Consider the following 18,412-nt stretch of genomic DNA (forward strand, 5'->3'; position numbering starts at 1 on the left):
CGGGCGCTAGCTCTGACCTGCCGCAACAGCCGTGAAGGCCTTCTTGATCGCGCCGTCGGCCTCGATCAGCGCGGCCTTGGGCCCGCGCGGATCGACCCAGATGAAATCGCCAACCAGCACGAAATCGGCGCCGCTGGCGGCGAAGTCGTGAGCCTCTTCCAACGATATCGCGTAGCCGACGCAGGGCGGCTCGAACAGCTCGGCCCACCAGTCCAGCCGCTCCGCGATCGCCTGTGACGAGGGCCGCTGTCCCTTCGCGTCCGGCTCGCCGAACAGCAAATAGTCCGCGCCGATCTCGCCTGCATCCATGGAATGGTGTCGCGTCGTCAGCCCGCCGACGCCGGCGATGCGATCGGGCTTGAGCGATGGCAGCGCCTCTTTCAGCGCGGCGATACCGGGCAGATGCGCGCCATCGGCGCCGCCGCGCGCGACGATTTCAGGATGGCCGTCGACGAGCAGGGCCGCGCCCGCATTCTGCACGACGGGCGCCAGCGCCTTGATCCGCGAGATCATGGTGCGCTGGTCGGTCTCCTTCAGCCGCACCAGCACGGCCGCGACATCGGCTGCCGCGAGCAGATCGGGCAAGCCGGCGACGAGCGCGGCGGGATCGTCGACCACGGGCGTCAAGAGATAGAGGCGCGGCGCCGGGCGCGGCGGAGGCGGTTTGTTCGACAAGATCTAGGCTGCCTTCTGTTCCAGGCTGCTTTGCCATTCGCCCCGGGAGGCGAGGCCGTTCATGCGGGCGCGATGACTGAATGCGTTCTGCCCGGCCGTAACATTCTCAGGCCGGCCCGACCAGGCCTTCTGCGGCGCGGCCTGCAGCGCCCGGCCGTAGGAGAAGGTCAGGCCCCAGGGCAGCGGACCGAGCTTGTGCATGGCGTTGAGATGCGCGGTCGCCTCTTCGTCCGACTGGCCGCCGGAGAGGAAGGCGATGCCGGGCACCGCCGCGGGCACGCAAGCCTTCAGTAGCCGGATCGTCTTCTCGGCGACCTCCTCGACCGAGGCCTGCTTTGCGCATTTCTTGCCCGAGATCGCCATGTTCGGCTTCAGCACCATGCCCTCGAGCGCGACGCGCTGCACGCGCAGCTCCTGGAAGGTCTTGTTGAGCACGCGGGTCGTCACCTCATAGCAGCGATCGATGTCGTGATCGCCATCCATCAGCACTTCAGGCTCGACGATCGGCACGATCTGCGCGGCCTGGCACAGCGCGGCGTAACGTGCCAGCGCGTGGGCATTGACGCTGATCGCGGTCATCGAGGGGATGCCGCTCGCAATGTCGATCACCGCGCGCCATTTGGCGAAACGCGCGCCGCGCTCGTAATATCTCTTCAAGCGTTCGGCGAGCTTGTCGAGCCCGACGGTGACGGTTTCACCCGGGCACATCGGCAGGGCTTGGGTGCCCTCGTCGACCTTGATGCCGGGAATCGCGCCGCTACTCTCGATCAGCTTGATCAGTGGCGTGCCGTCCTTGGCATCCTGCCAGATCGTCTCGTCATAGAGGATCACGCCGGAGATGTACTGGCTCATGGCCTCCTTGGCGCGGAACAGCATCTCGCGATAGTCGCGACGGTTCGTTTCGGTCGATTCCACGCCGATCGCGTCAAACCGCTTCTTGATCGTGCCGGAGGATTCGTCGGCGGCAAGGATACCCTTGCCTGAGGCAACCATGGCGGTCGCAATCCTGTTGAGCTCAGTCAGATTCATCGAGAGGTCCTCCCAAAACGATTCTGCCCTTGCCTGTGAAGTTAGACCGTTCTCGGGCAATTGCCGAGACAACGTTGGTCGCAGGGGAGGGGACGGGGAGGCGGTTGGGTACAAAATGAGCGGCTGGTGACGGTTCAGCTCTCCCCGCTTGCGGGGAGAGGTCGGATTTGACGCCTGGCGTAAAATCCGGGTGAGGGGGACTCTCCGCGAGTCCATCAGTCACCGTCCTTGCGGAGACTCCCCCAGGATAGGGCGGTGTCCGGTCCTACGCGACCTTGGGATCCAGCTCGCCCTTGGCGTAGCGCTTGGCCATTTCGGCGGGGGTCAGGATCTTCTTGAACTTGGCGGCCTGGCCGGCGGTGTTGAACTCCTGGAGCCGCTGCTTGCACAGCTTCGTCATGGCCTCCATCGCCGGCTTCAGATACTTGCGCGGATCGAACTCTTCCGGATTGTCCTTGAGCACTTTCCGGATCTGGCCCGTCATGGCCATGCGGTTGTCGGTGTCGATGTTGATCTTGCGCACGCCGTTCTTGATGCCGCGCTGGATCTCGGCAACAGGCACGCCCCAGGTCGGCTTCATCTTGCCGCCATAGGCGTTGATGATGTCCTGCAGGTCCTGCGGCACCGAGGAGGAGCCATGCATGACGAGATGGGTGTTCGGCAGCTTGCGGTGGATCTCCTCGATCACGTTCATGGCGAGGATGTCGCCGTCAGGCTTGCGGGTGAACTTGTAGGCGCCGTGAGAAGTCCCCATGGCGATCGCGAGCGCGTCCACCTTGGTCTCCTGCACGAACTTCACCGCCTCGTCCGGATTGGTCAGCAACTGGTCGTGGCTGAGCTTGCCTTCGGCGCCGTGGCCGTCTTCCTTGTCGCCCATGCCTGTTTCGAGCGAGCCGAGCACGCCGAGTTCGCCCTCGACCGAGATGCCGCCGAGATGGGCCATGTCGGTCACGGTCTTGGTGACGCCGACATTGTAATTCCAGTCGCCCGGGGTCTTGCCGTCGGCCTTGAGCGAGCCGTCCATCATCACCGAGGTGAAGCCGGCCTGGATCGCGGTCATGCAGGTCGCGGCCTCGTTGCCGTGATCGAGATGCACGCAGACCGGAATGTGCGGATAGATTTCGGTGACCGCGTCCATCATGTGCTTGAGCATGACGTCGTTGGCGTAGGAGCGGGCGCCGCGCGAGGCCTGGATGATGACGGGCGCGTCGACCTGGTTGGCCGCGTCCATGATCGCCAGCGCCTGCTCCATGTTGTTGATGTTGAAGGCCGGTACGCCGTAATCGTTCTCAGCCGCATGGTCGAGCAATTGACGCAACGTGATCCGAGCCATCTGTCATATCTCCGTTTGGGCCCTCAGGGCCGCTTGCTTCTCGTCGGCGAATTACTTCGTGCGCAGAACTTCGACGCCGGGCAGAGGCTTGCCCTCCATCCATTCAAGGAATGCGCCGCCGGCCGTCGAGACATAGGTGAACCGGCCGGCCACCTGGGCCTGGTTGAGGGCAGCAACAGTGTCGCCGCCGCCGGCGATTGAAACCAGCTTCTTGGCCTTGGTGCGCTCGGCGGCGTGCTTGGCCGCCGCGACCGTGCCGCGGTCGAACGGCTGCATTTCGAAGGCGCCGAGCGGCCCGTTCCAGACCAGCGTCGCAGCATCGTCGATGGCCGCGTGGATGCGCGCGATCGACTGCGGGCCGACGTCCAGGATCATGCCGTCGGCCGGGATCGCATCGAGGCCGTAGGCGTGCGAGGGCGCATTCGCCGCGAAGTGATAGGCGACAGTGGCGTCCACCGGCAGGATGATGGCGCAGTTGGCGGCTTCCGCCTTCTCCATGATCCGCAGTGCCGTCGGCGCGAGGTCCTTCTCGGCCAGCGACTTGCCGACGCCGACGCCTTGGGCGTGCAGGAAGGTGTTGGCCATGCCGCCGCCGATCACGAGCGCGTCGACCTTGGTGACGAGATTTTCCAGGAGGTCGATCTTGGTCGAGACCTTGGCGCCGCCGATGATGGCGATGACGGGCTTGGTCGGCGAGCCCAGCGCCTTCTCGAGCGCATCGAGCTCGGCCTGCATGGTGCGGCCGGCATAGGCCGGCAGCTTGTGGCCGAGGCCTTCGGTCGAGGCATGGGCGCGGTGCGCCGCCGAGAACGCGTCGCTGACCCAGATGTCGCCGAGTTTTGCCAATTCTGCGACGAAGGCCGGATCGTTCTTCTCTTCTTCTTTATGGAAGCGGGTGTTTTCCAGGCAGAGGATCTCGCCGTCCTGCAGGCCCGCAACCGCCTTGGCCGCGGGCTCGCCGATGCAGTCGTCGGCGAACGCGACAGGCTTCTTCACGACCTGCGACAGCGCCTGCGCGACCGGCAGAAGCGAGTCCTTCGCATCGCGGCCCTTGGGCCGGCCGAAATGCGCGAGCAGGATGACCTTGCCGCCCTTGTCCGAGATTTCGGTGATGGTCGGCGCGACGCGCTCGAGCCGGGTCGCGTCGGTGACACGGCCATTGTCCATCGGCACGTTGAGATCGACGCGCAGCAGCACGCGCTTACCCTTCACATCGACGTCGTCGAGGGTGCGGAATTTGTTGGTCATTGGATGCTTCCTTGTCCCGGGCGCTATTAGCGGCGCGAAGCGCTGCTGTGCGGAACCGGGACCTACATAACAGCGAGTCCCTCGGCCGAATGGGTCCCGGCTCTGCGAAGCAGCGTTTCACGCTGCTTCGCGTCCGGGACACGCGACCTTGGCTCAGATCACTTTGCCCATCGCGACCGCGGTGTCGGCCATGCGGTTCGAAAAACCCCACTCGTTGTCGTACCAGGACATCACGCGCACCAGCGTGCCGTTCTGCACCTTGGTCTGGTCCTCGTGGAAGGTCGAGGAGTGCGGATCGTGGTTGAAGTCGATCGAGACGTTCGGCGCGTTGGTGTAGCCGAGCACGCCCTTGAGCTGCTGCTCCGAGGCGCGCTTCATCGCCGCGTTGATTTCCTTGGCGTCGGTGGCGCGCTTGGCGACGATCTTGAGGTCGACGACCGAGACGTTCGGGGTCGGCACGCGGATCGCAACGCCGTCGAGCTTGCCCTTCAACTCGGGCAGCACGAGGCCGATGGCCTTGGCGGCGCCGGTCGAGGTCGGGATCATCGACATCGCAGCCGCACGGCCGCGGTAGAGATCCTTGTGCAGCGTGTCCAGCGTCGGCTGGTCGCCCGTGTAGGCGTGGATCGTGGTCATGAAGCCGGTCTCGATGCCGACGAGGTCGTTCAGCACCTTGGCGACCGGCGCGAGACAGTTGGTGGTGCAGGAGCCGTTGGAGACGACCATGTGATCTTTGGTCAGCGTCTCGTGGTTGACGCCGTAGACGATGGTGGCGTCGGCGCCGTCAGCGGGCGCGGAGACCAGCACGCGCTTGGCGCCGGCGGTCAGATGGGCGGAGGCCTTGTCCTTCGAGGTGAAGATGCCGGTACATTCCAGCGCGATGTCGACGCCGAGATCCTTCCACGGCAGCTTCGAGGGATCGCGCTCGGCGCTCACCTTGATCTTGCCATTGCCGAGGCTGATCGAGTCACCCTCGACCGTCACGGTGCCGGGAAAGCGGCCATGGACGCTGTCGTAACGAAGGAGATGAGCGTTGGTCTCGACCGGGCCGAGGTCGTTGATGCCGACGACCTCGATGTCCTTGCGCCCCGACTCCGCGATCGCCCGCAGGACGTTGCGGCCGATGCGGCCAAAACCGTTAATTGCCACGCGGACTGCCATGTTTCGTCTCCTTCAATGACCGTTGTCACCCCGCACAGCGCGCTCTAACGGGCCTGCGAGGGTTTTTTAGGGGCGGACGCCCGGTTCGGCCGGGCGGTGCTTGATCATATGAGAGAACTACGTAGTCCTTTTTTCGGGCAAGCTCAACTCTCAGGACACGCGCTTCACGACCGCGTTAACCGCAGCCTCGGCGGTAATGCCAAAGTGTTTGAAAAGGTCCTTCGCCGGCGCGCTGGCGCCAAAGGAATGCATGCCCACGAATTCGCCATCCTGGCCGATCACGGCGTCCCAGCCCCAGCGCACGGCCGCCTCGATCGCGACCTTCACCGGCGCATTGCCGATGATGGCGGCGCGCTTGGCCTCTGGTTGCGCTAACAACAGCTCGAGCGAGGGCACCGATACCACCCGCGACGCGATGCCACGCTCGGCAAGCTGCTTCTGGGCGGCCACCGCGATCTCGACCTCGGAGCCGGAAGCGAACAGCGTCGCCTTGGCTTCACCCTGGGCCGCAACCAGTTCGTAGGCGCCGGCTTGGCAGGCGTTCTCATTAGCCGTGGTGCGGAGCTGCGGCAGGTTCTGCCGCGTCAGCGCCAGCACGGTCGGACCATCGATCCGGTTCAGCGCCAGCTCCCAGCACTCGGCGACCTCGATGGCGTCGCAGGGGCGGAACACGCGCATGTTCGGAATGGCGCGCAGCGCTGCGAGGTGCTCGACCGGCTGATGGGTCGGACCGTCTTCACCAAGGCCGATGGAATCGTGCGTCATCACGTAGACGACGCCGGCGCCCATCAGTGCGGCGAGGCGCATCGCGGGGCGCGCGTAATCGGTGAACACGAGGAAGGTCGCGCCGTTCGGCGCGAAGCCGCCATGCAGGAAGATGCCGTTCATCGCCGCCGCCATGCCGTGCTCGCGGATGCCGTAATGGATGAAGCGGCCCTTCGGCGTCTTGGCGGAGAAGGCGGTCGCCGATTTCGCCTTGTTGTTGTTGGAGCCGGTGAGGTCGGCGGAGCCGGCGAGGAATTCCATAGGCATCGCGCCGGCGATCACCTCGATCACGGCTTCCGACGACTTGCGGGTGGCCGCAGTCATCGGCTTCTCCAGCAGCTCCTTCTTGTAGGCCTTCACGGCCTTCGCGAGCGAAGCCGGACGCTCGTGACGCAGGCGGCGCTCGAACTCGGCGCGCTTGCGGCTGCCGAGCTCGCCGAGCCGTCCTTCCCATTCCTGCCGAGCGGCTGCACCGCGCGAGCCTGCTGCGCGCCAGGCCTTCAGCACGTCGTCAGGCACGGAGAATGGCTCGAGCGAGATGCCGAGATTTTCCTTGGCGGCCTTGAGCTCGTCGGCGCCGAGCGCTTCGCCATGCGCCTTCGCGGTGCCGGCTTTGTGCGGCGCGCCGAAGCCGATGGTGGTGCGGCAGGCGATCAGTGTCGGCTTGTTGGACTTTTGCGCGCGGGTGATCGCAGCCGCGATGGCAGCCTGATCATGACCGTCGATCTTCTCGGCGGCCCAACCCGCCGACTTGAAGCGCTTCACCTGGTCGACCGAGTCGGAGATCGAGGTCGGGCCGTCGATCGAGATGCCGTTGTCGTCGTAGAGCACGATCAGCTTGCCGAGCTTCCAATGGCCGGCCATCGCGATCGCTTCCTGCGACACGCCTTCCATCAGGTCGCCGTCGGAGGCGATCACATAGGTGTGGTGATCGACGATCTTCTTGCCGAACTCGGCGGCGAGCATCTTCTCGGCGAGCGCCATGCCGACCGCGGTCGAGATACCCTGGCCGAGCGGGCCGGTGGTGGTCTCGATGCCCTTGGTGTGGAAATTCTCGGGATGCCCCGGTGTCAGCGAGCCGAGCTGGCGGAAGTTCTTGAGCTGGTCCAGCGTCATCGCTTCATTGCCAGTCAAGTACAGCAGTGCGTAGAGCAGCATCGAGCCGTGGCCGGCCGAGAGCACGAAACGGTCGCGGTCGGGCCAGTCGGTTGCAGCGGCATCGTATTTCAGGAATTGCGTGAACAGCACCGTGGCCATGTCGGCGGCGCCCATCGGCAGGCCGGGATGGCCCGACTTCGCCTTCTCGACGGCATCCATTGCGAGGCCGCGGATTGCGTTGGCCATACGGTTGTGGTCGACCTGCGTCATGTCTGAAATCCGTCTGAAATGAAGCGCTTGGCGGCGGTTCGCCCGCGCGGAAAGAAGCCTTTCGGCCTCGGAAGGGCGGGGCTGGGATAGCATCTCGGTTCCGGCAGGCCAAGGCAATCAAACGCGCCCCGGCGCGAAAAGCTGCTTATCGGTGCATAGTTTCGCGGCGGCGTTGCGCTTGGCTAGCTTGCCACGTAAATTTCTGCTTCTAACCGCTTGCCCAACCGAGTCTTTTGCCGGGCGGCAGGCCCCCGAGGTAAAGGCCGCGCAAAGTCCACAGGTTCCGCCGCTGACTGCATGAACGATCGCGTTTCCAAAAGCTCTGCCATGACGGAGTCCTCCGCCGTCGAGATCGAGATCGCGACCCGCAGACTCACGGCGGCACTCGACGCGCTCGAAAGCGCGGTCGAGCGGCGGCGCGACGCCGACCGTGATGAGAACGAGCTCGCGACGCGAATCCAGGCGCTGGGCGCCGACCGCTCGCGCCTTGCCGATGAGCTCGATGGTGCGCTGATGAAGGCGCGCAAGCTCGAGCGCACTAACCGCGAGATCTCCGACCGGCTGGATTCCGCGATCGTCACGATACGCTCGGTGCTCGATACCGGAGAGGACGGATGAGCCACATCAACGTCACCATCAACGCCCGGCAATACCGCATGGCCTGCGAGGAGGGCCAGGAGGTGCGGCTGTTGAAGCTTGCCGAAAGCCTGGAGACGCGGATCCAGTCGCTGCGTGGCAAATTCGGCGAGATCGGCGATGCGCGACTTACCGTGATGGCGGCGCTGACCGTCTGCGACGAACTGGTCGACGCCGGCAATCGCATCCGCACCATGGAGCAGGAGCTGGTCGAGCTCCGCGATTTCCGCAACGCCGCCGTCGAGCGCGCCCGGATGACGCAGACCGCCGTGGTCAACGCGCTGAACGCAGCGGCGGAGCGTATCGAGAAGTCGACGCAGGTGTTGAACCGGACCGTCGGCAACGGGATTGCGATCGGGTGATAGTCTCCCCTCCCTCTCCCGCTTGCCCAAGAGGAGAGACCGCGCCTGTGGCGCGACCTCTCCAGCAAGCGGGAGAGGTGAGTAACCAACAGTCGGGCTGGCGATTCGTCGGTATCGTTGTTACATTGCGCAAGCGAGGCTGCGACGCGCGTCAGGAGCCATATATCCCCGGGGCCTTATCGATCCTTTAGGGAACTGTCCCTGGCCGGGCCCGTGGGCCCGGACATATGGTGCCCACCTACTTTCGTAGGGAACTCCGGGATCGAGTGCTTCAACGGCGTCCGCGGCTTCGCACTTTTGTTTGCTTGGTTTGTGCCTGTCGTTGGTTTGTACTTGTTGAATGACTGCGGCCAGTTCAACAGGTGTCATGCCCCGGCTTGACCGGGGCATCCAGTACGCCGCGGCCTTTGTGTGAATCACGACCGCCTCTGGGATACTGGATCACCCGCCTTCGCGGGTGATGACAGCGGAGCAAGGCTCCGCGTTCGGAGCAAACGCACATGTCCAACTCCAAATCCGAACTCCGCGCCAAAGCCCTCGCCGCGCGCGACGCACTGAGCGAGAAGAAGCGCAGCACCGCCGCGGCAAAGCTCGCCAAGCGTGGGCTGCCGTTCAAGCTGCTGCCCGGCAGCGTTGTCTCCGGCTACTCGCCGATCCGCAGCGAGATCGATCCGATGCCGTTGATGAAGAAGCTCGCGGAGGAGGGCGCCAGGCTGGCGCTGCCCTGCGTGACCGCGCGCGGCCAGTCGCTGATCTTCCGCATCTTCCATCCAAATGACCGCCTGATGCTCGGCCCGCTCGGCATCCCGGAGCCGTCGCCGGCGGCAAGCGAGATCATTCCCGACGTCATGTTGACACCGCTCGCGGCGTTCGACCGTCTCGGCCATCGCATCGGCTATGGTGCGGGGCATTACGATTTCACCTTTGCGCACTTGCGCAAAGCCAAGAACATCCTCGGCATCGGGCTCGCTTTTGCAGCGCAGGAGATCAAGGCGGTTCCGGCACTATCGCACGACGTGGCGCTGGATTATGTGCTAACGGAATCCGACGTGTTCGATTTCCGGAGTTCTGAAGTTGCGCATTCTCTTCGTGGGTGATGTCGTCGGCCGTAGCGGGCGCAACGCCATCGCCGAATATCTGCCCGGCATGGTCAAGGACTGGTCGCTCGATTTCGTCGTCGTCAACGGCGAGAATTCGGCCGGCGGCTTCGGCATCACGGAAGCCATCTATCAGGAGTTTCTCGACGCCGGCGCCGATGCGGTGACGCTTGGCAATCACTCCTGGGACCAGCGCGAGGCGCTCGTCTTCATCGAGCGCGCCGAGCGCCTGGTGCGTCCCGCGAACTATCCGCGCGGCACGCCCGGCCGCGGCGCCGCTCTGGTCGAGACCAAGAACGGCAAGCATGCCCTCGTCGTCAACGCGTTGGGCCGCGTCTTCATGACCCCGTTCGACGATCCCTTCGCAGCGCTCGAGCGCGAGTTGGGTGCCTGTCCACTCGGCGTCGCGGCCGACGCCATCGTCGTCGACTTCCATTGCGAGGCGAGTAGCGAGAAGCAGGGCGTCGGCTTCTTCTGCGACGGCCGCGCCAGCCTGGTCGTCGGCACCCACACCCATGTGCCGACCGCCGATCACCAGATCCTGTCAGGCGGCACCGCCTACATGACCGACGCCGGCATGACCGGCGATTACGACTCCATCATCGGCATGCAGAAGGAGGAGCCGCTGCGGCGATTCACGTCCGGGATTCCGTCGGGCCGCTTCGAGCCGGCAGCGGGCGTTGCGACGCTGAGTGGCGTGGCGGTCGAGACGGATGACGCAACGGGCCTCGCGCTGCGGATTGCACCGGTGCGCGCAGGCGGAAGGCTGGAGCCGGCGACGCCGAAGTTCTGGTTGAGTTGAGGGCGCGTACTACACACTTCGTGTCGTCCCGGCGAACGGACCCACAACCCCGGGGCCTCAACTCGGGGCCGTGATTCGCGCCCGGCGGTTGCCTGAGCGTGCACTACAGCTTGTAGGCCGTGCGAAATCCGCCCCAGTGCCGGCCCTGCACGCGGATCGGGACGTCGATCTCCCGCATCATCACCGTGTTGCCGTTGCCCATGTCGCGCGCATAGCTCTGGATCAGGTACGAGCGCTGGTTGTGCGCCGCCGCCAACCCGGCCGGATCGTTGAAGATGCGGCGGTTGCGGCAATTGGCCGTGTTCCAGGCGGCATCGCCCGGTCGCTGCGGATGCGAATAGATCTTGTTGTGGACCGGCAGGAAGCCGTTGCGGTCGACCATGGCGCAGAACGCCATGCGGGGCTCCTTGGCCAGAAAGGCTTCCTGGAAGGCCGGCAGAGCGCGGTCGGCCCAGTCGAGATATCTCGTGCGATACTGCTGCGGATTGGTGCCTGATATCTCGGCGTAGTCGGTGTCGAAGAGATCGTCCATCCTGACCTCGCCGCGCGCGACGGCCTGTTCGAATATCCGCGTCAGCGCGTTGCCGGCCTCCATCGCGCGGGTGACGAACTCCGTGTTCTCCTCGTGGATCGACCAGAGCTTGTCTTCGATCCTTTCGCGCAGCGTGGCATTGGCGTTGACGAATTGCGTGCGCGCGCCGGCCTTGGACTGCTCGACCACGCGCAGGCGGCAGGCGCCGACGTCTTCGAGGATGCCGTCGAGGATCGCCTGCGGCGCGAGCCGGCTTGCGTCCGCGCCGCCGATCAGCACGCCGTCCATCGCGATCTCGTAGACCGGCAGCACGCCGCGCCCGCTCTCGAATTTCAGCTGGCAGGGCAGCCGCTCGGTCTTGCGGCGGTCGTCGTGCTCGTTCTGCTGGAGCAGCACGGCGCAGCGCGATTTCAGCTTCTGCGCGAAGGTCGTCACCGCCTTGCCGGCGCTGGCGACGTTCTCGCCATGGGTCTCGGCGGCCTTGGTCGCGGCGTCGATCTCGGCCGCGCTCTCGCCGACCGAGATGATGAATTGCGATGCGCTGCTCGCGCTGCCGGAGACCTCGCTGGTGGTGGCATTCTGCTCGGCCACCGCGCCATTGACGGCGTCGAACACGGGACGGATCGCCTCGATGGCCTGCGAGATGCGGTGCACGGCGTCGGCGGAGCCCGCGGCGTCACGCTGCAGCGCGTCGATCTTCTTGGAAATCTCCTCCGTCGCTCCTTGCGTCTGCACCGCAAGCGCCTTCACTTCGGTCGCGACGACCGCAAAGCCCTTGCCGGCGGCACCGGCGCGCGCGGCTTCGATGGTCGAGTTGAGCGCGAGCAGCGTGGTCTGCCGCGCGATCTGGGCGATCAGATTGACGACGTTGCCGATCGCGGCGGAGGATTCGCGCAGGCGATCGACATTTTCGCGCGCTTCCAGGGCGGCCGCGCTGGCCTGGTCGGCGAGCTTACCGGCCTCGCGGACCTGCGCGCCGATGCCTTGCGCGGATTGGGTGAACTTGTCGGCGGCCTGAGCAAAGCCCGAGGCATTGGATTGTGCGGCGTTGGTCCGCCCGGTCAGCGCATCGGTGCGCCGGCGGATATCGGCGAGCGTCGCCGCGGTCGCTTCGGCTCCGCCCGCGACCGAATTGGCGGCGCGCTCCAGCTGACGGATCATGGCGCCGAGCTCGAGTTCCAGCAGTTCCAGGATTTCGCGGGCGGCATCGACCTCGGGCTCGGCTGGCGGCTGCGCAGCCTGCGAAGCGACCGCGGCCGCGGCCATGTCAGGCAGACGCTTCCGAAATAATGCGAACACCATCGGCTCCACTCTTGTCGGGGAACGGGCAGACGCTATTTTTCGCAGACCAGAATGAAATCAGGGTTAACGGTGCCTGATTCTTGGGCATCGGACACTACGGTGGTACCTTAAAGTATGAGAGGCCCTTTCATTCCGGTGGGTTGGCGGCCTATAAGGCCGCGCTTCCCCCTCGCTCACCTTTGGCGCACGATTCCCTAGAGAAGATCACGCATGGCCGGACATTCCCAATTCAAGAACATCATGCACCGCAAGGGGCGGCAGGATGCGCAGAAGTCAAAGCTGTTCGGCAAGCTGGCGCGCGAAATCACCGTCGCGGCCAAGCTGGGCACGCCCGACCCCAACATGAACCCGCGCCTGCGTGCTGCCATCATCGCGGCGCGTCAGGAAAACATGCCGAAGGACAATATCGAGCGCGCCGTCAAGAAGGCGCTTGGCAACGAAGGCGAGAACTATGACGAGATCCGCTACGAGGGCTATGGCCCCGGCGGCGTCGCGGTCATCGTCGAGGCGCTGACCGACAATCGCAACCGCGCCGCATCCGACATCCGCTCGTTCTTCACGAAATCCGGCGGCAATCTCGGCGAAACCGGCTCGGTCTCCTTCATGTTCGACCGCACCGGCATCATCGAATATGACCGCAGCGTCGCCGATGACGATTCGGTGCTGGATGCCGCGATCGAGGCCGGCGCCGACGACGTGGTCTCGAGCGAGGGCGGTCACGAGATCTACGCCTCGACCGAGGGTTATCGCGACGTCGCCAAGGCGCTGGAAGCCAAGTTCGGCGAGCCGCGCAAGGCCGCTTTGATCTGGAAACCGCAGAACACGGTCGCCGTCGACGATGAGACCGGCGAGAAGCTGTTGAAGCTGATGGACCTGCTCAACGAGCATGACGACGTCCAGAACGTCTACGCAAATTTCGAGGTGTCGGACACGCTGGTCGCGAAGATGGGCGGCTAGGAAGGCGAGACCCCTTTCCCCTGTTTACTTCTGTTCTGTTTCTGTTTCGCTATCATGGGCCAACCGCTATCACTGGCCCATGACCGCGCTCCCGATTCGCCAACCCGTTCGCATCATCGGCATCGACCCCGGCCTGCGCCGCACTGGCTGGGGCGTGATCGAGGCCGAGGGCAACCGCCTCATCTACGTCGCCTGCGGTTCAGTGGAACCGCCGGACGATTTGCCGCTGTCGAGCCGGCTGCTGTCGATCCATGAGGGGCTTGCAGCCGTTCTCTCCAGCCACCAGCCGACGGAAGCCGCGGTCGAGCAGACTTTCGTCAACAAGGACGGCGTCGCGACGCTGAAACTTGGCCAGGCTCGCGGCGTCGCCATGCTCGCGCCCGCGATGTTCGGTATCGCTGTCGCCGAATATGCGCCGAACCAGGTGAAGAAGACCGTGGTCGGCGCCGGCCATGCCGACAAGCAACAGATCGCGATGATGCTGAAGATCTTGCTGCCCAAGGCCGAGCCGCCGTCGGCGGACGCCGCGGATGCGCTCGCCATCGCCATCACCCACGCCCATCACCGCCAGAGCACGGCGCTTCGGCTGAAGGTTGCGGGACTATGATCGGCAAGCTCAAGGGCCTGATCGATTCCTACGGCGAGGATTATGTTCTGCTCGACGTCGGCGGCGTCGGCTATCAGGTGCATTGCTCGGCCCGCACGCTGCAGCATCTGCCCTCACCGGGCGGAGCGGCTGTATTGTCGATCGAGACCTATGTCCGCGAGGATCAGATAAAACTGTTCGGCTTCCGCACGGATCAAGAGCGCGAATGGTTTCGCCTGCTCCAGACCGTGCAGGGCGTCGGCGCCAAGGTCGCGCTCGCCGTGCTCGGCACGCTGGCGCCGGCCGATCTCGCCAATGCGATTGCGCTGCGTGACAAGGCGGCTGTTGCGCGCACGCCCGGCGTCGGGCCCAAGGTGGCCGAGCGTATCGTCACCGAGTTGAAGGACAAGGCGCCGGCCTTCGCCAATGTCGATCCCGCGGTCGTGCATCTCGCCGGCGCCGTCGACGAGCAGCGCGCGCCACGGCCGGTGGCGGACGCGATTTCCGCGCTGGTCAATCTCGGCTACGGCCAGCCGCAGGCCGCTGCGGCCATTGCATCCGCGTCGCGCAGCGCGGGTGAGAACGCCGAGACGGCGCAGCTCATCCGCCTCGGCCTGAAGGAACTTGCGAAGTGAGCGATCCCAAGGCCAACCGTATGGTCTCGCCCGAGCGCCGCAGCGACGATGTCGGCGACACTGCGCTGCGTCCGCAATCCTTGTCCGACTTCGTCGGCCAACAGCAGGCGCGCAAGAATCTCTCGATCTTCATCGAGGCGGCGCGCAAGCGCGGCGAGGCGCTGGATCATGTGCTGTTCGTCGGCCCGCCCGGTCTCGGCAAGACCACGCTCGCGCAGATCGTCGCCAAGGAACTGGGTGTCGGCTTTCGCGCCACGTCCGGTCCTGTCATCGCCAAGGCCGGCGATCTTGCCGCGCTCTTGACCAATCTCGAAGAGCGCGACGTGCTCTTCATTGATGAAATTCACCGCCTCAGCCCGGCGGTGGAAGAGGTGCTCTATCCCGCGATGGAGGACTTTCAGCTCGACCTCATCATCGGCGAGGGGCCGGCGGCCCGCTCGGTCAAGATCGAACTGTCGAAATTCACCCTCGTCGGCGCCACCACGCGCGCCGGCCTGCTCACCAATCCCCTGCGCGACCGTTTCGGCATTCCCGTCCGCCTCAACTTCTATACGATCGAGGAGCTGGAGAGCATCGTCAGCCGTGGTGCGCGCGTGCTCAACGTGGGTATGAGCGCGGATGGCGCCAACGAGATCGCGCGCCGCGCCCGCGGCACGCCGCGCATCGCCGGCCGCCTGCTCCGCCGCGTTCGCGATTTTGCCTCGGCGGCTGATGCCGACAAGATCGACCGCAAGATCGCCGACCACGCGCTGAGTGCGCTGGAAGTCGACGCCGCCGGCCTCGATGCCATGGACCGCCGCTACCTCACGACGATCGCGATGAACTATGGCGGCGGCCCAGTCGGCGTCGAGACGATGGCGGCGGCTTTGTCAGAGCCGCGCGATGCGATCGAGGACATCATCGAGCCGTATCTCATTCAGTGCGGCTATCTCCAGCGTACCCCGCGTGGCCGCCTGCTCACCTCGCACGCCTTCCGCCATCTCGGCATCGCCGAACCGTCGCGCGATGCGGCGGCGCAGTTCGGCCTGTTCGGCACGGACGAAACCGACGAGTGATCTGCGCGTTCGCGCAGTGCTCCTGCCGTCATGAAATTTCTGTAATCTCCGTCCGGATGATTTGCACAAGCGCACCCCAATTCCGCTCCATTCGAGCTGCATCACGGAAGCGCATCACGAGCAAAGCTTCCATGATTTCTCGACGTCATCTCATCCGTTCTGTCGGCGGCCTCTCAGCGCTGGGCCTCTCGACGGCCGCCTATGGCGTCGGCGTTGAGCCGGAGCTGCGGCCACGGATCGCCCGCTATCGCCCGGCTCCGCGGCAATGGCCCGCCGATTTTCCGCTCAAGATTGCCGTGATCGCCGATATCCATGCCTGCGAGCCCTGGATGTCGCTCGAGCGGATCGAGGCCATCGTCGATCAGGCCAACGCGCTCGAGCCCGATCTCGTCGTTCTGCTCGGCGACTATGTGGCCGGCCACCATTATGTCACGCGGCTCATTGCGGCCGATGAATGGGCCAGGGTGCTGACCGGCCTCAAGGCGCCACTCGGCATTCATGCCGTCATGGGCAATCACGATTATTGGGACGACAAGGTCGTCCAGCGCGTCGGGCAGGGCATGCCGGTTGCCCAGCGCGCGCTGCGGGCTGCCGGCATTCCCGTCTACGAGAACGACGCCGTCCGCCTCACCAAGGACGGCCGCTCGTTCTGGCTCGCCGGTCTCGGTGATCAGCTCGCTTATGCGCCGGCGCAACGTCACGGCCGCGCGCGGAGCTTTGGCGCCGACGATCTCACGGCAACGCTCGCGAGGATCACCGACGATGCGCCCGTGATCCTGCTCGCGCACGAGCCCAACATCGCCTGGCGCGTGCCCGCGCGCGTCGCGCTGCAGCTGTCCGGCCACACCCATGGTGGCCAGGTCCGCCTGTTCGGCTGGTCGCCCGCGCTTCCGCCGGAATATGCGGCGCAACTCGCTTACGGCCACTTTCGGCTGAAATGCGACGTCATCGTTTCCGGCGGTCTCGGTTGCAGCATCGTGCCGGTCCGCGTCGGCGTGCCGCCCGAGATCGTCGAGGTGACCTTGGGGCGGCCGCCGGCCGCAATTGTGTCCTAGCCGCGCTTGCGCGGCCGGGCGTTTTTGCGCACAACGGGCCAGTAGCGACAAGCGAGGAGGCTCGCGACGTGACAGCTCATCTCGACGGCGAGATCCGCGACGGCCGCCACCACATGCAGGTCCGGGTCTATTATGAGGACACGGATTTCTCAGGCATCGTTTATCACGCCAGTTACCTGCGCTACATGGAGCGTGGGCGCACCAATCATCTCAGGCTGATGGGCGCCGAGCAGCAGGCCCTGTTCGAGCAGGTCGAAACCGAGGGCGCAGGCTTCGCGTTCGTCGTGCGCTCGATGCATCTGGATTTCCTCAAGCCTGCGCGGATGGATGATGTGCTCGACGTCGTGACCTGGCCGGTCGCTGTGAAGGGCGCATCGATCATGCTGGCGCAGGAGGTGCGGCGTGGTGAGGAGGTGCTGGTCAAGGCAGAGGTGCGCGTCGCCTTCATCAGCAGCGGCCGGGCGCAGCCGATCCCGAAATCGATCCGCACGCTGATGAAGGCCGATCTGATTTCGTGATCGGGTGATAGGGGATGGCCTCTCGACTCCGTCGCAAGCAGGAATAGATTGCGGTCCCACCAAACCGATGAGGCCATAATGTCGCGCCCACCGCTTCCGCCTTTCACCCGAGACACCGCTGCGCAAAAGGCGCGGATGGCCGAAGATGCCTGGAATTCACGCGATCCGGTGCGGGTCTCGCTCGCCTATACCGAGGACAGCCGCTGGCGAAATCGCTCGGAGGTGTTTCAGGGCCGCGAGGCCATCGTCGCCTTCCTTACCCGAAAATGGGAGAAGGAGCGGGACTATCGCCTGATCAAGGATCTCTGGGCCTTCGACGGCAACCGCATCGCGGTGCGCTTCCAGTACGAATGGCACGACGCCACCGGTCAGTGGTATCGCTCCTACGGCAATGAGCAGTGGGAGTTCGACGAGCACGGCCTGATGCGGCGGCGTGAGGCCTCGATCAACGACATCGCGATTTCCGAGAAGGACCGCCGGTTTTATTGGGCGGCGCCAGGGCCGCGGCCGGCCGATGTGCCGGGTCTGGGGACGGATCCATTCTGAATTGCGTCCTCTCCCTCTCCCGCAAGCGGGGTGAGATCAGCGCCGTGCCAAGAACCTGGTAATCGCGCCGCCGAGCTTCGCGCTGTCCATCGGCTCTGCCAGCGACGCCCTTGCCGTGGCAACAACATCATCCGGCGCCTTGCCCTCGCGCAGTTCGCAGCAGACTTCCGCGAACGCCACGTCGAACTCCGGATGCGGCTGCACCGTCAGGGCCGCGCCGTTGGCATAGAGCAGGCCGGCATGCGGGGTGAATTCCGACGAGAGGATAGTCAGCGCATCGGCGGGGGCTTCGATCACCTGGTCCTGATGCGAGCAGGCAATGGCAATCGCTTCGCCATCGACGACGCCGTTGTCCGGCAGCACGCGATAGACGTGCCGGCCGATGCCCCAGCCCTTGTCTGATTTGCGTACGGTCCCGCCGAGTGCCTGCGCGATCAGCTGGTGACCGAAGCAGACGCCGACCATCGGGGTTCTGTTGGCGTAGGCGCTGCGCACGAAATCTTCCAGCGGCGCGATCCAGTCGAGCCCGTCATAGACGCCGGCGGCGGCACCGGTGATCAGCACGGCCTCGAGCTTGCCCGGATCGGGCAGCGCATCGCCGTTCGGGATGCTGACGATCTCGACCTCGGCTGATGGATCCTCGGCGCGAACCATGCGCTCGAACATGTCCGAGAATGAGCCGTGTCGCTCACGATATTTTGGCGGGACCTGCCCGGTCTCGATGATGGTGATGCGTGCCATGTGCCCTCA

19 protein-coding genes and 1 other RNA gene are annotated in these 18,412 nt (G+C 65.2%); 12 read left to right on the forward strand and 8 right to left on the reverse strand.

Annotated elements, in window-relative coordinates; all coding sequences use genetic code 11:
* Nucleotides 1-6: 6 nt before the first annotated feature.
* The 6 genes from BM222_RS04920 to tkt all read right to left on the reverse strand — a co-directional run bounded on the left by BM222_RS04920 (nucleotide 7) and on the right by tkt (nucleotide 7,579).
* Nucleotides 7-675 (reverse strand): thiamine phosphate synthase, encoded by a 669-nt coding sequence (locus BM222_RS04920; protein WP_092227129.1) that lies wholly within the window; start codon nucleotides 673-675, stop codon nucleotides 7-9.
* Nucleotides 676-678: 3 nt separating this feature from the next.
* Entirely contained in the window at nucleotides 679-1,704 is a 1,026-nt protein-coding gene (locus BM222_RS04925; RefSeq protein ID WP_092227130.1) for a class I fructose-bisphosphate aldolase, read from the reverse strand.
* A gap of 265 nt (nucleotides 1,705-1,969) precedes the next feature.
* Nucleotides 1,970-3,037: a class II fructose-bisphosphate aldolase gene (gene fba, locus BM222_RS04930; protein WP_092227131.1), complete on the reverse strand. Its 1,068-nt coding sequence runs from the start codon at nucleotides 3,035-3,037 to the stop codon at nucleotides 1,970-1,972.
* 51 nt (nucleotides 3,038-3,088) lie between these two features.
* Nucleotides 3,089-4,285, reverse strand: a complete 1,197-nt coding sequence (locus tag BM222_RS04935; protein WP_092227132.1) for a phosphoglycerate kinase — start codon at nucleotides 4,283-4,285, stop codon at nucleotides 3,089-3,091.
* Between the two features lie 153 nt (nucleotides 4,286-4,438).
* Nucleotides 4,439-5,446 carry a type I glyceraldehyde-3-phosphate dehydrogenase gene (gene gap, locus BM222_RS04940; RefSeq protein WP_092227133.1) on the reverse strand — a complete coding sequence of 336 codons (1,008 nt, stop codon included), beginning with the start codon at nucleotides 5,444-5,446 and terminating at the stop codon, nucleotides 4,439-4,441.
* Nucleotides 5,447-5,596: 150 nt separating this feature from the next.
* Nucleotides 5,597-7,579, reverse strand: coding sequence for a transketolase (gene tkt, locus BM222_RS04945; protein WP_092227134.1), 1,983 nt, complete (start codon nucleotides 7,577-7,579; stop codon nucleotides 5,597-5,599).
* Nucleotides 7,580-7,906: 327 nt separating this feature from the next.
* On the opposite strand from tkt, the gene BM222_RS04950 reads away from it, so the two are divergent.
* From BM222_RS04950 to BM222_RS04970, 5 genes are all read left to right on the forward strand, one after another.
* Entirely contained in the window at nucleotides 7,907-8,197 is a 291-nt protein-coding gene (locus BM222_RS04950; RefSeq protein ID WP_092227135.1) for a DUF4164 domain-containing protein, read from the forward strand.
* Entirely contained in the window at nucleotides 8,194-8,577 is a 384-nt protein-coding gene (locus BM222_RS04955) for a cell division protein ZapA (protein ID WP_092227136.1), read from the forward strand. Before BM222_RS04950 ends, BM222_RS04955 begins: the two co-directional genes overlap by 4 nt.
* A 133-nt stretch (nucleotides 8,578-8,710) precedes the next feature.
* Nucleotides 8,711-8,871, forward strand: a non-coding RNA gene (gene ssrS / locus BM222_RS04960) — 6S RNA.
* Between the two features lie 206 nt (nucleotides 8,872-9,077).
* The gene (locus tag BM222_RS04965; protein ID WP_092227137.1) at nucleotides 9,078-9,674 is read left to right on the forward strand and encodes a 5-formyltetrahydrofolate cyclo-ligase; all 597 of its coding nucleotides are present in this window, start codon (nucleotides 9,078-9,080) and stop codon (nucleotides 9,672-9,674) included.
* Complete coding sequence (locus BM222_RS04970; protein ID WP_177243022.1) at nucleotides 9,652-10,476, forward strand: TIGR00282 family metallophosphoesterase; 825 nt, start codon at nucleotides 9,652-9,654, stop codon at nucleotides 10,474-10,476. The genes BM222_RS04965 and BM222_RS04970 overlap by 23 nt, the downstream gene beginning before the upstream one ends.
* 103 nt (nucleotides 10,477-10,579) lie before the next feature.
* On the opposite strand, the gene BM222_RS04975 is transcribed toward BM222_RS04970, so the two are convergent.
* Nucleotides 10,580-12,310, reverse strand: a complete 1,731-nt coding sequence (locus tag BM222_RS04975; protein WP_092227139.1) for a methyl-accepting chemotaxis protein — start codon at nucleotides 12,308-12,310, stop codon at nucleotides 10,580-10,582.
* Nucleotides 12,311-12,520: 210 nt separating this feature from the next.
* Here BM222_RS04975 and BM222_RS04980 point away from each other — a divergent pair, with 210 nt between their 5' ends.
* The 7 genes from BM222_RS04980 (at nucleotide 12,521) to BM222_RS05010 (ending at nucleotide 17,662) form a co-directional block, all read left to right on the forward strand.
* On the forward strand, nucleotides 12,521-13,267 hold the full coding sequence (locus BM222_RS04980) for a YebC/PmpR family DNA-binding transcriptional regulator (protein WP_092227140.1): 747 nt from the start codon (nucleotides 12,521-12,523) through the stop codon (nucleotides 13,265-13,267).
* Between the two features lie 79 nt (nucleotides 13,268-13,346).
* A complete protein-coding gene (gene ruvC / locus BM222_RS04985) occupies nucleotides 13,347-13,874 on the forward strand; it encodes a crossover junction endodeoxyribonuclease RuvC (RefSeq protein ID WP_092227141.1) in 528 nt (175 codons plus the stop codon).
* Nucleotides 13,871-14,488: a Holliday junction branch migration protein RuvA gene (gene ruvA, locus BM222_RS04990; protein WP_092227142.1), complete on the forward strand. Its 618-nt coding sequence runs from the start codon at nucleotides 13,871-13,873 to the stop codon at nucleotides 14,486-14,488. Before ruvC ends, ruvA begins: the two co-directional genes overlap by 4 nt.
* Before the next feature lie 20 nt (nucleotides 14,489-14,508).
* A complete protein-coding gene (gene ruvB / locus BM222_RS04995) occupies nucleotides 14,509-15,543 on the forward strand; it encodes a Holliday junction branch migration DNA helicase RuvB (protein ID WP_177243029.1) in 1,035 nt (344 codons plus the stop codon).
* 131 nt (nucleotides 15,544-15,674) lie between these two features.
* A complete protein-coding gene (locus BM222_RS05000) occupies nucleotides 15,675-16,598 on the forward strand; it encodes a metallophosphoesterase (RefSeq protein WP_092227144.1) in 924 nt (307 codons plus the stop codon).
* A gap of 68 nt (nucleotides 16,599-16,666) precedes the next feature.
* Entirely contained in the window at nucleotides 16,667-17,116 is a 450-nt protein-coding gene (ybgC, locus tag BM222_RS05005) for a tol-pal system-associated acyl-CoA thioesterase (protein ID WP_092227145.1), read from the forward strand.
* A 78-nt stretch (nucleotides 17,117-17,194) separates the two neighbouring features.
* Complete coding sequence (locus BM222_RS05010) at nucleotides 17,195-17,662, forward strand: nuclear transport factor 2 family protein (protein WP_092227146.1); 468 nt, start codon at nucleotides 17,195-17,197, stop codon at nucleotides 17,660-17,662.
* 36 nt (nucleotides 17,663-17,698) lie between these two features.
* Here the strand turns inward: BM222_RS05010 and BM222_RS05015 are convergent, their stop codons facing one another.
* The gene (locus tag BM222_RS05015; protein ID WP_092227147.1) at nucleotides 17,699-18,403 is read right to left on the reverse strand and encodes a type 1 glutamine amidotransferase; all 705 of its coding nucleotides are present in this window, start codon (nucleotides 18,401-18,403) and stop codon (nucleotides 17,699-17,701) included.
* Nucleotides 18,404-18,412 lie beyond the last annotated feature (9 nt).

This window comes from Bradyrhizobium sp. Gha (assembly GCF_900113735.1).
Lineage (GTDB): Bacteria > Pseudomonadota > Alphaproteobacteria > Rhizobiales > Xanthobacteraceae > Bradyrhizobium.

What these genes read in the sequence shown, in the direction of transcription:
- BM222_RS04925 (WP_092227130.1), bottom strand. Translation starts at nt 1,704, where the DNA reads ATGAATCTGACTGAGCTCAACAGGATTGCGACCGCCATGGTTGCCTCA.
- fba (WP_092227131.1), bottom strand. Translation starts at nt 3,037, where the DNA reads ATGGCTCGGATCACGTTGCGTCAATTGCTCGACCATGCGGCTGAGAAC.
- BM222_RS04935 (WP_092227132.1), bottom strand. Translation starts at nt 4,285, where the DNA reads ATGACCAACAAATTCCGCACCCTCGACGACGTCGATGTGAAGGGTAAG.
- gap (WP_092227133.1), bottom strand. Translation starts at nt 5,446, where the DNA reads ATGGCAGTCCGCGTGGCAATTAACGGTTTTGGCCGCATCGGCCGCAAC.
- tkt (WP_092227134.1), bottom strand. Translation starts at nt 7,579, where the DNA reads ATGACGCAGGTCGACCACAACCGTATGGCCAACGCAATCCGCGGCCTC.
- BM222_RS04950 (WP_092227135.1), top strand. Translation starts at nt 7,907, where the DNA reads ATGACGGAGTCCTCCGCCGTCGAGATCGAGATCGCGACCCGCAGACTC.
- BM222_RS04955 (WP_092227136.1), top strand. Translation starts at nt 8,194, where the DNA reads ATGAGCCACATCAACGTCACCATCAACGCCCGGCAATACCGCATGGCC.
- BM222_RS04965 (WP_092227137.1), top strand. Translation starts at nt 9,078, where the DNA reads ATGTCCAACTCCAAATCCGAACTCCGCGCCAAAGCCCTCGCCGCGCGC.
- BM222_RS04975 (WP_092227139.1), bottom strand. Translation starts at nt 12,310, where the DNA reads ATGGTGTTCGCATTATTTCGGAAGCGTCTGCCTGACATGGCCGCGGCC.
- BM222_RS04980 (WP_092227140.1), top strand. Translation starts at nt 12,521, where the DNA reads ATGGCCGGACATTCCCAATTCAAGAACATCATGCACCGCAAGGGGCGG.
- ruvC (WP_092227141.1), top strand. Translation starts at nt 13,347, where the DNA reads ATGACCGCGCTCCCGATTCGCCAACCCGTTCGCATCATCGGCATCGAC.
- ruvA (WP_092227142.1), top strand. Translation starts at nt 13,871, where the DNA reads ATGATCGGCAAGCTCAAGGGCCTGATCGATTCCTACGGCGAGGATTAT.
- ruvB (WP_177243029.1), top strand. Translation starts at nt 14,509, where the DNA reads ATGGTCTCGCCCGAGCGCCGCAGCGACGATGTCGGCGACACTGCGCTG.
- BM222_RS05000 (WP_092227144.1), top strand. Translation starts at nt 15,675, where the DNA reads ATGATTTCTCGACGTCATCTCATCCGTTCTGTCGGCGGCCTCTCAGCG.
- BM222_RS05010 (WP_092227146.1), top strand. Translation starts at nt 17,195, where the DNA reads ATGTCGCGCCCACCGCTTCCGCCTTTCACCCGAGACACCGCTGCGCAA.
- BM222_RS05015 (WP_092227147.1), bottom strand. Translation starts at nt 18,403, where the DNA reads ATGGCACGCATCACCATCATCGAGACCGGGCAGGTCCCGCCAAAATAT.